The sequence below is a fragment of the Micromonospora sp. ATA51 genome, from assembly GCF_016802855.1.
Taxonomy (GTDB): Bacteria; Actinomycetota; Actinomycetes; order Mycobacteriales; family Micromonosporaceae; genus Micromonospora; species Micromonospora sicca.
On the sequence record NZ_JAEVHJ010000015.1, the window covers coordinates 31,227 to 45,376 of the forward strand.

Here is a 14,150-nt window from a genome sequence, read left to right on the forward strand (position 1 = left end):
GCGCGTCGGAGCGACGGGCGTTCCTCATCAACAAGGGTGACCAGCCGGTTTCACTCGACGTGGCGGCGCCCGGCGCCACGTACGAGATCGACCGGATGACGCCGGACGACCCGAGCGGCGCCGGCCGCACCCTCGACGCACCCGGCGTACGCATCGACGGGCTGCCGGGGTGGACGCGTCCGGCTCATCCGTTGGCGGTGAGCCGGGCCACGTGGTCCGTCAGGGCCGCCCGGAATCCGTCGTGCTCGGGAAGGTCCGCGCCGAAGATCTCCTCGACGCGCAGCAGCGAGTCGACCAGCCGTGGCGGATCGCCCGCGTCGGCGGCCGCGGCGGCGCGCAACCGGTCTGCCAGCGGGTCGTCCAGCGGGAGGTCGCGGCCGTGGACGTCCCGGCCCCGGGCCACGTACGTCATCCACGCCGCGACGGCGAGCGCGGCGTGCTGCGGAACGGCGCCGGCGGCCAGCCGGTCCCGGACGGTGCCGAGCAGCCGGACCGGCAGCTTTTGGGATCCGTCCATCGCGACCTGGACGGTGCGGTGCCGCAACGCGGGGTTGGCGAAGCGCCGCAGCACCCCCCGCCGGTAGTCGGTCAGGTCCAGGCCGTCGGGCACCCGCAGCGTCGGTGCCACGTCCTCGACCATGAGTGCCTCGGCGGCCGCCGCCAGCTGGTCGTCGGAGAGCGCCGCCGCGATCGTGTCGTACCCGCCCAGGGCGCCCAGGTAGGCCAGCAGCGAGTGGGTGGCGTTGAGCATCCGCAGCTTCACCGCCTCCCAGGCGGCGACGTCCTTGGTCGTCACCGCGCCGGCGAGCTCCCAGGCGGGCCGGGCGGCGGCGAAGTCGTCCTCGATGACCCACTGGCCGAACGGCTCGGCCACGACGACGCCATGGTCCGCCAGCCCCAGCACCCTTCGGGCGTCGGCGCGGTCCGCAGCCGTCGTGGCCGGCACGATGCGGTCGACCATGCAGCACGGAAAGCGCACCGACGTCCCGATCCAGTCGGCGAGACCGCCGAGCCCGGACGACGGCAGCGCGTCCAGGAAGTCGTGCACCAGTCCCCGCAGGACGTGACCGTTGCCGACCAGGTTGTCGCAGGAGAGCACCGTGACCGGTCCGGCGCCCCGCTCCCACCGGCGCTGCAGGCCCCGCACGAGCTGGCCGACCACGGTCCGGGGCGGCTGGCCGGCGACGTCGGCCAGGACCTGCGGGTCGGACAGGTCCAACCGGCCGGCCCCGTCACGGCGGTAGCCCTTCTCCGTCACGGTCAGGGTGACCACCCGTACCGCCGGGTCGGCGATCCGATCCACGACGGCGGCCGGCTCGGCCGCGCCGAAGAGCACCTCCCGGACGCTGCCGAGCACCCGCAGCGGCGCCGCGCCGGGCCCGCGTTCCAGCACGGAGTACAGACCGTCCTGCGGAATCAGTTGGTCACGCACCGACGCCGACCGCTGGGTCACGCCGGCGACGCCCCAGTCGTCGTGGCCGGCCGCCGCCGCGGCCAACTCGGTGAAGACCACCTGGTGGGCCCGGTGGAAGGCGCCGATCCCGAGGTGCACGATCCCCACCCGCAGCGACCGCGGGTCGACCGGCGGCGGCGTCCACCGCCCGCCCGACCCGGTCCGGCGCAGTTGCTGTTCCAGCGTCCGCAGGTCGAGCCGCTGGCCCACGGCCCCGTCACTCACAGCACTGCCCCGAGCTGCCACGGCACGATCTCCTCGCCACCGAGGCCCATCTCCTCGCTGGCGGTGCGCCGGCCGGACGCGACGTCGAGCAGCAGGTCGTAGACCCGCCTTCCCATCTCCTCGACGGGGAGATTCCGCTCGACGACGGGCGAACAGTCCAAGTCGATGTCGCCGGCCATTCGCCGGGCCAGCTCGCCGTTGCTGGCGAGCTTGACCGTCGGGACCGGGCGGCTGCCGAAGACCGAGCCGCGGCCGGTGGTGAAGCAGATCAGGTTCGCGCCGCCCGCGACCATTCCGGTCACCGACACGGGGTCGTAGCCGGGGGTGTCCATGAAGACCAGTCCCGGACGGGGGATCTGCTCGGCGTAGTGCCGCACCGCCGCCAGCGGGCTGTGGCCCGCCTTGGCGACCGCGCCCAGCGACTTCTCGAGGATGGTGGTGATGCCGCCCTCCTTGTTGCCCGGCGAGGGGTTCGCGTCGAGCGTCGTGCCCTGCCGCCGCGTGTACTCCTCCCACCAGCGGATCCGCTCCATCAGCGCCCCGGCGACGTCGGCGCTGGTCGCCCGGTCGGCGAGCAGGTGCTCCGCGCCGTACACCTCGGGGGTCTCGCCGAGCACCGAGGTCGCTCCGGCGGCGACGAGCAGGTCGGAGGCGACGCCCAGGGCGGGGTTGGCGGTCAGACCCGACCACCCGTCGGAGCCGCCACACTGCAGGCCGAGGACGAGCTCCTCCACGCCGACCTCGCGGCGTTCCGTCCCGGCGAGCTCGCGCACCATGGCGCGGACCAGCTCGACGCCGTGACCCACGGCGGCCGCCGTGCCGCCCATGTCCTGGATCGTGTACGCGGAGACCGGTAGGTGCTCGGCGACGCCGAGCTCCGCCATGAATCCGGCCACGGCGTTGACCTCGCAGCCGAGCCCGATCACCACCAGCCCGCCGATGTTCGGGTGGCGGGAGTAGCCGGCGAGGGTGCGGCGCAGCAACTCCCACCCCTCGCCCCGGTCGGCCATGCCACAGCCGGTGCCGTGGGTCAGGGCGACCACCCCGTCGACGCCGTCGACGCCCTCCGCGTCGTCCTCGGTGACCCGGGCGACCTTGCGGGCGACCGTCGCCGAGCAGTTGACCGTGGTGAGGACGCCGACGTAGTTGCGCGTGGCGACCCGGCCGTCCGGACGGCGGTAGCCGTGGAAGGTACGCCGGAGGTCGGCGGGCACCTGCGGCGCGGGCTTCGCCGAGCCACCCCCGTCCCGTACGGCGGCGTCCTGCGGCATTCCCAGGTTGTGTACGTGCACGTGCTCGCCGGCGCGTACGGGGGCGAGGGTCCGCCCGATCACCTGGCCGTACTTGCGTACCACCGCGTCGGCCGGCAGGTCGCGCAGGGCGACCTTGTGTCCGGGGGGTATGTCGTCGCGCAGGACGACGGGTCCCGCGCCGCCCGCCGGCACGGAGGCGCCGGCGGGCATCGCCGACGTCGCCACGGCCACGTCGTCGTCGTGGTTCAGCACCACCAGGCTCACGTCGACACCTCCAGACCGGATGTACGGGCGACCAGCCGGCGCGACTCGTCCAGGCCGGCCAGGTAGCCGGTGCCGCCGTGCCCCCGCAGGGACAGCGCCGCCGCGGCCGCGCCGAGCCGCACCGCGGCGCACAGGTCGTCGCCGAGGGCCAACCGGGCCGCCACCGTGCCGGTCAGCACGTCGCCCGCGCCGGTCTGGTCGGCGACGTGATCGACCGGGTAGGCGGGAACCGCAGTCAGGTCGCCGCCGTCGTCGAGCAGCACTCCCCTGCTGCCCTGGGTGAGGGCGACCGCCCCGGCCCCGAGAGCACGCAGCGCGGCGCAGGCCTCGGCTGGTCCCGCGGGCGTAGCGCCGAGCAGCGCGCCGGCCTCTCGGGGCCATGCCGGGGTGACCAACCGCGCGTACGGTGCGAGCGTCCGTAGGTGGCTGCCGGCGGTGGCCGCGTCGACGAGTCGGGGACGCCAGTTCGGGTCGTAGATGAAGCAGCGGGCAGCGCGTGCGGCGGCGTGCACGGCCGACCGGGCCGACGCCGAGATGGCGCAGGCCACGCCGCTGGCGAGGACCACCCCGGCCCGAGCCGCCGCCTCGGGCACATCGCTGTCGGTCAGGCTGGACCCCGCGCTCCCGCGCCGGACGTAGACGAACTCGCGCTGCCCCTCCGGGTCGGCGTGCTGGAGGTAGAGACCGTGCTGGCCCGCGGTCCGCACCAGCAGCGACGTGTCCACCCCGAGTGCCGCCACCCGGGCCACCAGTTGGTCGCCCAACTCGTCGTCGGGAACCCGCGCCAGCAGGCAGGTGTGGGCACCCGCGGCGGCCGCCGCGGCAGCGGCGTTGAGGGCGTCGCCGGAGAAGCCCAGCCGCAGTTGCGTCCCGTCGCGCAGCGGCTCGAGCGCGGTCAGCTCGACGAGAACCTCGCCGATGACCAGTACGTCCGGGGCCTGGCCGGGCAAGCCCGTCACCATGGATGCACCGTGCCGTCCTCGAGCCGGTTCACCGGCAGGTACGCGGGCGAGTAGGGGTACCGGGCGGCGGCCTCCTCGTCGATGTCCACGCCGAGGCCGGGCGCCTCCGACGGGTGCAGGTAGCCGCCCTCGAAGTGGTAGTCGTGCGGGAAGACCTGGTCGGTCTGGTCGGTGTGCCGCATGTACTCCTGCAGTCCGAAGTTCGGGATCGCGATGTCGAGTTGCAGGGCGGCGGCCATGCAGACCGGGGACAGGTCGGTGGCCCCGTGCGAGCCGCTGCGAACGTGGTGCAGGGCGGCGAAGTCGAAGATGCGGCGCAGGTGGGTGATGCCACCGGCGTGCACGACGGTGGTACGGATGTAGTCGATGAGCTGCTCCCGGATGAGCTGGCTCGCGTCCCAGACGGTGTTGAACACCTCTCCCACCGCCACCGGTGTGGTGGTGTGCTGTCGGATGAGCCGGAAGCCCTCCTGCAGGTCGGCCGGGACGGGATCCTCCATCCAGGTCAGCGCGTACGGTTCCAGGCTGCGCCCGAGCCGGGCGGCCTCGATGGGCGTCAACCGGTGGTGCACGTCGTGCAGGAGCCGCAGGTGGGGCCCGAACTCGTCGCGGACCCGGGCGAACACGGCGGGCACGTGCGCCAGGTATCGCTCGGTCGACCAGGTGGCCTCGCTGGGCAGTGCGGCGTCGGCCGGCTCGTAGAACATCTTGTCGCCGCTGACGCCGTAGGTCTTGGCCAGGCCCGGCACACCGCATTGCACGCGCACCGCGCGGTAGCCGAGGTCGACGAAGCGCGCCACCTCGGTCAGCACCTGGTCGACCGTCTCACCGTTGGCGTGGCCGTACACCGTCACGCCCTCGCGGGACCGGCCGCCGAGCATCTGGTAGACCGGCAGGCCCGCCACCTTGCCCTTGATGTCCCACAGCGCGGTGTCGACCGCGGCGATCGCGCTCATCGTGACCGGCCCGCGGCGCCAGTACGCCCCCTGGTACAGGTACTGCCAGGTGTCCTCGATGCGGGCCGGGTCGCGGCCGATCAGCAGCGGTACGACGTGGTCGCGCAGATACGACGCCACGGCCAGCTCGCGGCCGTTGAGGGTGGCGTCGCCGACTCCGGTGACCCCCTCGTCGGTGACGATCTTCAAGGTGACGAAGTTGCGTCCGGGACAGGTGACGATGACCCGGGCATCAGCGATCTTCACGCTTCCTCCTTCCGGTCGTCGGCCGCGGCGAGCAGCTCGGCCAGCCGGTCCGCGGCGCCCGGCCGCAGCAGGTCGCTGCCCACGCCCACGGCGCAGGCACCGGCGCGCAGCCAGTCCGGCACCGCGTCCAGGGCGATTCCGCCGGTGGGCACGAGATCTGCGCCGGGCATCAGCTGCAGCAGACTTGTCAGATAGGCGGGGCCACCCACGTGGGCCGGGAACACCTTCACCGCCCCGCGACCCGCTGCGGCCGCCACCTCGCCCGGGGTGAACGCGCCCTCCAGGAAGGGCAGACCGCTGCTCTGCGCGACCTGCCGCACGTCGGGTGCCGGCCACGGGCTGACCAGGAACTGCGCGCCCGCCTGGACCGCCTGCCGCGCGATCGTGTCGTTCGTGACGGTGCCCAGTCCGAGCAACGCGCCCTCGGGCGCCTCGCGGCGGGCGTCCCGCAACGCCAGTGCCCAGTCCGGGGTCGTGGCGGTCAGCTCGACCACTCGTAGCCCCTGCGCGAACATCGCCGCCGCGGCTGCCGTGGCCTCCCTCGCCGACGGCAGCCGCAGCACCGGTAGCACGCGCTGCCCGTGCAGGGTGGCACGCGCCCAGGTCACGGCTCCGGCTCCTCTTTCACCCGGGCGACGAGCTGGGTCGGGTTGACATAGCGCAGGGCGATGACGAGCAGCACGAGCATCATCGACGTGTAGATCACGGCCATGGCGTCCACCGACTGCTGCGCCCGGATGCCCGCGGCCGACATCGAGTAGTAGAGGGCGACGACCAGGGTCTGCGAATCGGGACCGGCGGTCAGGAAGGTCAGCTCGAACATGCCGACGGTCCGGACGAGGACGAGGATGGCGGAGGCCAGCATCCCGGGCAGCAGCAGCGGCGCCAGCACCCGCAGGAACATCGACCGCAACCCCGCTCCGCACATCCGGGCCGCGCTCTCGATGCGTGGGTCGATCTGCTCGATGAACGGCGTCATCGTGAGGATGACGAAGGGGACCGACGGCACCAGGTTCGCCAGGACGACGCCGGACAGGTGGCCGGCGAGTCCGAACTTGTAGAGCACCGTCGCCAGGGGAATGCCGTAGGTGATGGGCGGCATCAGGATCGGCAGCAGGAAGACCAGATAGGCGGCGCGCTTGCCCGGGAAGCTGCGGCGGGCGAGCACGTATGCCGCGGGCACGCCGATCAGCAGCGAGAGCCCGACGACGAGCAGCGACACCTCCAGGGTCACCAGGATGACCTGGCCCAGGGTGAACTGGTGCCACGCGTCGCTGTACCACTTCGCGGTGAAGCCCTCGGGGAGCCAGGTGTCGAACCACTGCCGGCCGAACGAGCTGACCAGCACGGATCCGACGACCCCGAGGAGGTTGAGGAAGAAGAAGATGACCGCGCCCCAGACCAGCCAGGCGGCCGGACGGGCGACCAGTCGCCGGCGTGGCCGGGCCGGGCCGACGCCCGGTACGCCGGTGCCGGGGATACCGGTGACGCTCACCATCAGCCCTTACCTCCAGAGGATCCGGTGTAGAGGCGGGTCCGCGCGAGCAGCACCACCGAGATGATGACCAGCTCGATGGCGCCCATCACCATGGCGATCGCCGAGGCGTACGGGTAGTCGTACTGCTCGTACGCCGCCTGGTACGCGGCGATGGAGATGACCCTGGTCTCGCCGGCCGGGTTGCCGACCAGGACCGCCGAGGGGAAGACGCTGAAGGCGAGGACGAAGGTCAGGCAGAACGTCGTGGCCAGTCCTGGCATCAGCAGGGGCAGGGTGACCGTCCGGAACCGCTGCCACCAGCCGGCGCCGAGCGTCGCCGCGGCCCGCTCCAGGGTCGGGTCGATGCCCGACAGGTACGACAGCACGAGCAGGAAGGCGAACGGGAAACCCGTGATGATCAGGGAGAAGAAGACGCCCCAGTAGTTGTGGACGAGGCGTACCGGCTCGTCGGTGAGGTGCAGCGCCATCAGGACCCGGTTGAACCAGCCCGTCGGGCCGAGGAAGTTGAGCAGGCCCTGGGCGGTCAGCACGGTGCCCAGGGTGATGGGTACGACGAGCAGGATGGTGACCAGCCGCTTGCCGCGGAACCGCCCCCGCATCCGGTACGCGATGGGCACCGACGCCAGCACGTTGAGCAGGGCCGCCGGCAGTGCCAGCCCGAGGGTCGTCCAGATGGTCCCCCGCTGGTAGGCGTCCCCGAAGAAGCGGGCGTAGTCGCTGAACGGGCCACCCTTGGTGGGCTGGAACGACAGGCCCAGCCCGTAGAAGAACGGATACAGGAACAGCAGCACCACGAAGAGCACGGCCGGCGCGAGCAGCCACAGCTGACCGTCCACGCCGCGTTCGGCGAGGCGGTGCCGCCAGTGGGCGCGAGGCGTACGCGGCGGGCCGGTGGCAACCGTGGCGTGCGGGGAGGTCGTGACGCTCATCCGACCCGCCCCGGTTCCGCCAACCTGGCGCCCGCCGGATCGGCCAGCGGGGCGCTCGGGGCCTCGTCGGAGTCGCTCGGGAAGACGAGCAGCCGCTCGGGGTCGATGCTCAGCGCGACCGCGTCGCCGGGTGCGACCCGCCGGTCGGTGCGCAGGTGGACCCGGATGCCGGTAGCGGTACGCGCCTCTGCCGCCAGTTCCCGGCCCTGGTACTCGACCACCTCGATCTCCGCCGGCATCGTGTTCGTCGCCGCCTCACCCGGTTCGCCGACCCGCACGTCCTCCGGTCGCACTCCGGCCATCACGGCGTCGCCCGGTGCGACGTCGCCCATCGGGTCGCCCACGAGGCGGAACCCGTCGGCCTCCACCGCCACGAGCGCGCCCTGCGGGGACACCGCCCGCATCGGCCACAGGTTGCGGTAGCCCATGAAGTCAGCGACGTGCCAGTTGGCCGGCCGGGTGTGCAACGTCTGCGGCGAGCCGATCTGCTGGACGCGGCCGGCGCGCAGCACGACGAGGCGGTCGGCCAGCGACAGCGCTTCCTCCTGGTCGTGGGTGACGTAGACGGTCGTGAGGCCCAGCGACTGGTGCAGCCGCCGGATCTCCGTACGCATCTCGAGCCGCAGTTTGGCGTCGAGGTTGCTCAGCGGCTCGTCCATCAGCACCAGCGACGGCTCGAGGACCACGGCCCGGGCGATGGCCACCCGTTGCTGCTGTCCGCCGGAGAGTTGCCCCGGCAGCTTGCCGGCGTGCTCCTCCAGACGGACGAGACGGATGGCCTCCGCGGTGCGCCGGCGGATCTCGTCCCTGGGCAGCCGCCGCATCCGCAGTCCGAACGCGACGTTCGCGCGTACGGACATGTGCGGAAACAGCGCGTAGTTCTGGAAGACCATGCCGAAGCCGCGGCGTTCCGGCGGCAGGGTGTCGACCCGCCGCTCGTCCTGCCAGATGCTGCCGGCGGTCAGCGGCAGCAGCCCGGCCAGGCAGTTCAGCGCGGTCGACTTGCCGCAGCCCGAGGGACCGAGCAGCGCGATGAACTCGCCCGTCCGAATCGTCAGATCCAGGCCGGCCAGTGCGTCCTGGCTGCCGAAGCGGCGGGACACACCATCGAGCCGCAGCTGCGAGAAGCCGGGCGTGGTCCCGGTCATCCCTGCTTGACCTTTCCGCTGCCGATCTCGCGGTCCCACCGGTCGAACGCCGCCACCAGCGCCTTCGCGTCCAGCGGAACCTCCGTCGGGTTGCTCGCGATCAGCGCGTCGTACTCCGGACGGCCGAAGTTCCTGATGGCGTCCTGGCTCTTCTGCGGCGCCATCGAAAGCTCGACTCCCTTGACGGCGGGCCCCGGGTAGAAGTAGCCGTCGTCGAAGGCCTTCGCCTGCTGCTGCGGGGTCAGCATGAAAGCCAGCAGGGCCAGGACGGCCGCCTGCGTGTCCGTCGAGGCGCCCTTCGGGATGACGGCGTAGTGCGCGTCGGTCACCCAGTGGAACCCCTGCATCGAGCTGACCTTGGCCTCCTTGGGCACCGTCCCGAGCACGCGGGGGTTGATGTCCCAGCCGGTCGTCGAGGCGATCACCTCCACGGACCCGTTGGCCAGGTTCTTCATCGTCTCCGTCGTACCGCTCGGGTAGTAGGAGACGTACTGGTTGAGCTCCTTGAGGTAGGCCCAGGTCTTGTCCCACCCGTTCACCGGGTCCTTCGGATCCTTGTCCCCGAGGATGTAGGGCAGCCCCATCAGGAAGGTCCGCCCCGGGCCCGAGTTCGACGGACGGGCGTACTGGACCTTGCCCGGGTGCGCCTTGGCGTAGGCCAGGAGCTGGTCCGCGGTGGTCGGCGGGTTCTGGACCTTCGCCGGCAGGTACTCCAGCAGCGGCCCGGACGGGTAGTAGGTGACGGTCACGCCCGCGTTGCCGGCGAGCTTCTGCATCGCGGCGGCCGGTTCGAGGTAGTCCTTCATGCCGGTCAGGCGGTCCTCGAACTTGGGCAGCACGTCCATCCACAGGCCCTGGTCGATGCCGGCCGCCAGCCCGTCCACGCCGGTGAGCACCAGGCCGATGTCCACGCGTCCCGCGTTCTGCTGCGCCTTGATCTTGCCGGCGAGTTCCGGCGCCGGGGACTTGGAGTAGGTCACCCGGGAGATGATGTCGGGATTGTTCTTGACGAACTCGTCGATCATCCCCTGCGTCAGCTGAAGGTTGCCCGCCACGTCGAGGACGTTGAGCGTCACCGCCTTCTTCGGCTTCTGCGGCACCTCGCCGTTGCTGTCGCCGCCGGCACCGGAGTTGTCCGGCGCTCCGCAGGCAGCGGTGACGGTGAGGATGGACGATGCTGCGGCTATCAGGGCGCTCCGCCGGGTAATGCCCATGAACGTTCCCTTCCTCGATCAGCCCGAAGGCCGGGTACGGCCGCGTTCCGGCCAGGATTGTCAGTTGGTCTGCGCGACTCCGGTCGAGGCACGCACGAGCAGTTGGGTCGGCAGTTCCCGGCGGGCGTTGCGTACGCCCTCGGGTTGCTCCAGCAGTGAGATCAGCAGGTCCACGGCGGCGCGCCCGGCCTGCGCCTTGCTGAGTGAGACCGTGGTGAGTGCCGGCGCGGACATGGTCGACATCTGGATGTCGTCGATGCCGATCACGCTCATGTCCTCGGGCACCTGGACGCCGCGGTCGCGCAGCCGGCCGAGCAGACCGAGTGCCATCAGGTCGTTGTAGGCGATGACCGACGTGACGCCGGAGGCGATGATGAGATCCGCCGCGGCGACCCCGCCTTCGAAATGGGGCGGGAAGTGACCGGCCACGACCAACTCCATGCCGGCCGCGGCGGTCGCGGCGCGCAGGCCGCGGAGCCGGTCTCGGGACGACCAGGAGGTACGCGGCCCGCCTACCCAGGCGACCCGTCGGTGGCCGAGCGCCTGGAGATGAGCGACCGCCTGCCGCATGCCGTCCACGTTGTCGAAGACGACGGACGGAACGCTGCCGAAGCGGCGGTTGACCATGACCAGGGTGGTGCTCTCGCACAGGTCGCGGATCTCTTCCTCCCGGGCCGGGGAGAGCAGAGGATGAGGCCGTCCACCTGCTTGCCGAGGACCCGGATGAGTCCGACCTCGGCCGTCGGGTCCTCGTCCGTGTCGGCGAGGAACACGGCGTAGTCCGCCTCCCGCGCCCTGGCCTGCACGCCCTTCACGACGCTCGGGAAGAAGGGGTTGGCCAGGTCCGGCACGATCAGGCCGATGTTCCCGGTGCGGCCGGTGATGAGACCCCGGGCGGCGCGGTTGGGCGCGTAGCCCAGCCGCTGGGCTGCCCGGAGTACGCGTTCACGCGTCGTCGGGTTGACCATCTCGGGCATCGACAGGGCGCGGGACACGGTGGACGGTGAGACGCCCGCCTCGCGAGCCACCTCTCGGATCGTTGCTCGCACGGCCCCACCTCCTCCGCCGGTGAACGACAACCGTCAGTCTGAAACCGTTTGCAGTTACATGTCAATACTCGGTTGCGTAGATGTTTCGGAACGTTGAACGCCTCTCGCCTTGTAGCCGACGGGCCCTAGTGCAATCCTTTGCAGGACCGGTTCGACGAGGCGCCAAAGGAGAGTTGCGTGGCACAGCTGCGTCTGCATCCCGACCGAGCCCTGCCGGCAGGGCAGGACGTCCGACCCGTCGCCCGCCGGATCTACCAGGCCACCCGTGAGCTGTCGCTGCTGTGCATGCACGGGCACGTGGACGCGGCCGTGTTCGCCGACGACCAGCGCTTCTCCGACCCGGCCCAGCTGCTGGTGGTGCCCGACCACTACGTCACGCGGATGCTGGTCTCGCAGGGCGTGCCGCTGGAGCAGCTCGGAGTGCCCCGCGTGGACGGCGGTCCGGTGGAGGCCGATCCCCGGGAGATCTGGCGGCGCTTCTGCGCCCACTGGCACCTGTTCCGCGGCACGCCCAGTCGGTACTGGCTGGAGCACGAGATCGCCGAGGTCCTGAAGATCGACATCGCGCCCGGTCCCGACACCGCCGACGAGCTGTACGACCTCATCGACGCCCGGCTGGCCGAGCCGGGTTTCCGGCCGCGGGCGCTGCTGGACGCCTTCAACATCGAGCTGATCTCCACCACGGACTCCGCCACCTCGACGCTCGAGGACCACGCCAGGCTGGCCGTGGCAGGGCTCGGCGCACGGGTGGTGCCGACCTTCCGGCCCGACGCGTTGACCCATGTCGGGCACGCCGGCTGGATCCGGCAGGTGCGGCGGCTGCAGGAGCTCTCCGGCGTGGACACCGGGGACTACGACGGATTCATCGCGGCTCTGCGCAGCCGCCGGGAGACCTTCGCCCTGGCCGGGGCGCGCGCCACTGATCACGGCCACCTCACCGCCGCCGCCGAGCCGCTGCCGGTCCCGCAGGCGAGGCGGGTCTACGCCGAGGCGTGCCAGGGCAGCGTGAGCGACACGGCGGCCGCCGCCTTCGCCAGCCACATGCTCTTCGAGATGGCTCGGATGTCCTGTGACGACGGCCTGGTCATACAGATCCACCCCGGAGTGCTACGCGACCACGATCCGGCGGTCCACGCCGCCTTCGGCTCCGATCGGGGGTTCGACATCCCGGTGGCGGCCGAATTCACCCGCGCCCTCCAGCCGATGCTCAACGCCTTCGGCCGGGACCCGCACTTCCGGCTGGTGCTCTTCACCGTCGACGAGTCCGTCTACTCTCGGGAGCTCGCTCCGATCGCCGGCGTCTACCCCTCGGTACGGCTCGGCGCGCCGTGGTGGTTCCTCGACAGCCCCGACGGAATGCGACGCTTCCGGGAGTTGGTGACCGAGACAGCCGGCTTCTACAACACCTCCGGCTTCGTCGACGACACCCGGGCGTTCCTGTCGATCCCCGCACGGCACGACCTGGCGCGGCGCATCGACGCCGGCTATCTGGCCCGCCTCGTGGTCGAGCACCGGCTCTCCGAGGACGAGGCCGTCGAGACGGCTGTCGACCTGGCGTACCGCCTGCCGCAGGAGGTGTACGCACCCGCCACGTCAACCCCGACGACACGTACGTGACCGTGTGGGCCCTGAGCAGCCGTACCAGAATCCCCGCGTCCTCGCCGCGGGCGACCGCGTCGATCTCACCTGCCGGCGCGCCACGACGGGTTGCCGCTCCTGCCGGCCATGTCAGGCGGGGACGACGTAGGGGAAGGTGGTCGAGCGGGCATCCTTGGTGACGTCGGGGGTGAGCCCGGAGGTCATGCCGGTGTTGAGGACGAGGGAGAACATGACCTCTGGCGGGTTGTCGGACATGCTGCGTCCGTTGCGGGTGGCGAAGCCGTAGTTGGCGGGGGTGCCGACCTGGTACGTCAGCACGTCGGGGTAGACCGCCCGCGCCACGCTCCAGCCGTACGCCTGGGGGTCGGGCGCGGTGCCGTTCGCGGCGACGACCCGGGCGACCGCCGAGGCGATCTCCTCGCCGTCCGCCCTGAGGTCCTCGCAGGGGTGCCGGACGTTGGCGGGGTTGGAGAAGTCGGTGTCGGTCGGCCAGAAGATCGGCCACATCATGGGGTGGCCGGCGCGGTTGATCTGCCGCCATCCCCCGGCGTCGGTGGCGAGCTTGGTGGCGGCCCAGACGCCGATCCGGGTGCCGTCGCCCAGCATCGGCTCGTCCCGGGAGACTTCGAGGACGATCGAGTCGACGGTCGTGCCGGCGAAGCTGTTCTTGGCGTTCTCCGGCCGCCAGGCCGAGCGGTCAAGTTCGGCGCCGTTCTTGAAGGCGTCGTTGACTGTGGCGAGTTGGTCGAGGTCGATGTAGAAGGGGTCGGTGATCCGCCCGGCCCACATCCGCAGGTTCTGGCCGCTCACCTCCTCGCCGGTCCGCCCTCGGGCGAGCTGGGTGCCGGTGGCGCCGTCGTCCCGGGCGTCCGCGCCGGTGAGCGCGTGCAGCGTCAGCTCCTGCTTCCCCTGACCGTCCGGTTCGCCGAAGGCCACCCGGTAGGTCAACTCCTCGAGCTCCCCGCCGTTGATGTGGATCTTGAATTCGTACCGCGCCTCGGCGTGGAATCCCCGCTTGATGTCGGCCCTCGTGACCGAGCTGTTGACGTCCATCACGAAAACGGTGCCCTGCTCGCCGTTGAAGACGAAAAGATCGTTGAGGTAGAGCTGGCCGCTCTGGGCGGCAAGCGGAGTATCAAGGTGATGCGACATCGACTGCTCCCGAAATTACACTTCTGGTCAATCCGAGCTTATCTACGCAGAGCGCCGATAAGCCCCGCAGTTCGGGATTAGCTCTTCATGCCCCTGTCGGGGCCGCCGCGGAGGCGGGAAAATGGCCTTACGCTCGGCCGGGTCGACGTCGTCCTCTCCTTGATGCCGTGGATCTCGTGGATTAGCTTGACGCTGGGAGTCG

13 protein-coding genes are annotated in these 14,150 nt (G+C 71.3%); 1 reads left to right on the plus strand and 12 read right to left on the minus strand.

Annotated features, from left to right (window positions below):
* Positions 1–184: 184 nt before the first annotated feature.
* From JNW87_RS04965 to JNW87_RS39275, 11 genes are read right to left on the minus strand one after another with little or no spacing between them, the layout of a single operon-like run.
* Positions 185–1,678 carry a mannitol dehydrogenase family protein gene (locus tag JNW87_RS04965; protein ID WP_236648202.1) on the minus strand — a complete coding sequence of 498 codons (1,494 nt, stop codon included), beginning with the start codon at positions 1,676–1,678 and terminating at the stop codon, positions 185–187.
* Complete coding sequence (locus tag JNW87_RS04970) at positions 1,675–3,195, minus strand: UxaA family hydrolase (RefSeq protein ID WP_236648203.1); 1,521 nt, start codon at positions 3,193–3,195, stop codon at positions 1,675–1,677. Before JNW87_RS04970 ends, JNW87_RS04965 begins: the two co-directional genes overlap by 4 nt.
* Entirely contained in the window at positions 3,192–4,157 is a 966-nt protein-coding gene (locus tag JNW87_RS04975; protein WP_238453194.1) for a PfkB family carbohydrate kinase, read from the minus strand. Before JNW87_RS04975 ends, JNW87_RS04970 begins: the two co-directional genes overlap by 4 nt.
* Positions 4,151–5,359, minus strand: a complete 1,209-nt coding sequence (gene manD, locus JNW87_RS04980; RefSeq protein ID WP_109803835.1) for a D-mannonate dehydratase ManD — start codon at positions 5,357–5,359, stop codon at positions 4,151–4,153. The genes JNW87_RS04975 and manD overlap by 7 nt, the downstream gene beginning before the upstream one ends.
* On the minus strand, positions 5,356–5,967 hold the full coding sequence (locus tag JNW87_RS04985; RefSeq protein ID WP_201749833.1) for a bifunctional 4-hydroxy-2-oxoglutarate aldolase/2-dehydro-3-deoxy-phosphogluconate aldolase: 612 nt from the start codon (positions 5,965–5,967) through the stop codon (positions 5,356–5,358). Before JNW87_RS04985 ends, manD begins: the two co-directional genes overlap by 4 nt.
* Positions 5,964–6,857, minus strand: coding sequence for an ABC transporter permease (locus JNW87_RS04990; RefSeq protein ID WP_109803836.1), 894 nt, complete (start codon positions 6,855–6,857; stop codon positions 5,964–5,966). The genes JNW87_RS04985 and JNW87_RS04990 overlap by 4 nt, the downstream gene beginning before the upstream one ends.
* Positions 6,857–7,786 (minus strand): ABC transporter permease, encoded by a 930-nt coding sequence (locus tag JNW87_RS04995; RefSeq protein WP_109803837.1) that lies wholly within the window; start codon positions 7,784–7,786, stop codon positions 6,857–6,859. The genes JNW87_RS04990 and JNW87_RS04995 overlap by 1 nt, the downstream gene beginning before the upstream one ends.
* Positions 7,783–8,934, minus strand: coding sequence for an ABC transporter ATP-binding protein (locus JNW87_RS05000; RefSeq protein WP_238453195.1), 1,152 nt, complete (start codon positions 8,932–8,934; stop codon positions 7,783–7,785). The genes JNW87_RS04995 and JNW87_RS05000 overlap by 4 nt, the downstream gene beginning before the upstream one ends.
* On the minus strand, positions 8,931–10,148 hold the full coding sequence (locus JNW87_RS05005) for an ABC transporter substrate-binding protein (protein WP_109803839.1): 1,218 nt from the start codon (positions 10,146–10,148) through the stop codon (positions 8,931–8,933). The genes JNW87_RS05000 and JNW87_RS05005 overlap by 4 nt, the downstream gene beginning before the upstream one ends.
* A 60-nt stretch (positions 10,149–10,208) precedes the next feature.
* Positions 10,209–10,718, minus strand: a complete 510-nt coding sequence (locus JNW87_RS39270; RefSeq protein WP_255543440.1) for a LacI family DNA-binding transcriptional regulator — start codon at positions 10,716–10,718, stop codon at positions 10,209–10,211.
* The gene (locus JNW87_RS39275) at positions 10,661–11,197 is read right to left on the minus strand and encodes a LacI family DNA-binding transcriptional regulator (RefSeq protein WP_309233906.1); all 537 of its coding nucleotides are present in this window, start codon (positions 11,195–11,197) and stop codon (positions 10,661–10,663) included. The genes JNW87_RS39270 and JNW87_RS39275 overlap by 58 nt, the downstream gene beginning before the upstream one ends.
* 177 nt (positions 11,198–11,374) lie before the next feature.
* Between JNW87_RS39275 and uxaC the strand changes: the two genes are divergently transcribed.
* Positions 11,375–12,814 carry a glucuronate isomerase gene (gene uxaC / locus JNW87_RS05015; protein WP_238453196.1) on the plus strand — a complete coding sequence of 480 codons (1,440 nt, stop codon included), beginning with the start codon at positions 11,375–11,377 and terminating at the stop codon, positions 12,812–12,814.
* A 111-nt stretch (positions 12,815–12,925) separates the two neighbouring features.
* On the opposite strand, the gene JNW87_RS05020 is transcribed toward uxaC, so the two are convergent.
* Positions 12,926–13,948, minus strand: coding sequence for a DUF4331 family protein (locus JNW87_RS05020; protein ID WP_109803842.1), 1,023 nt, complete (start codon positions 13,946–13,948; stop codon positions 12,926–12,928).
* Positions 13,949–14,150 lie beyond the last annotated feature (202 nt).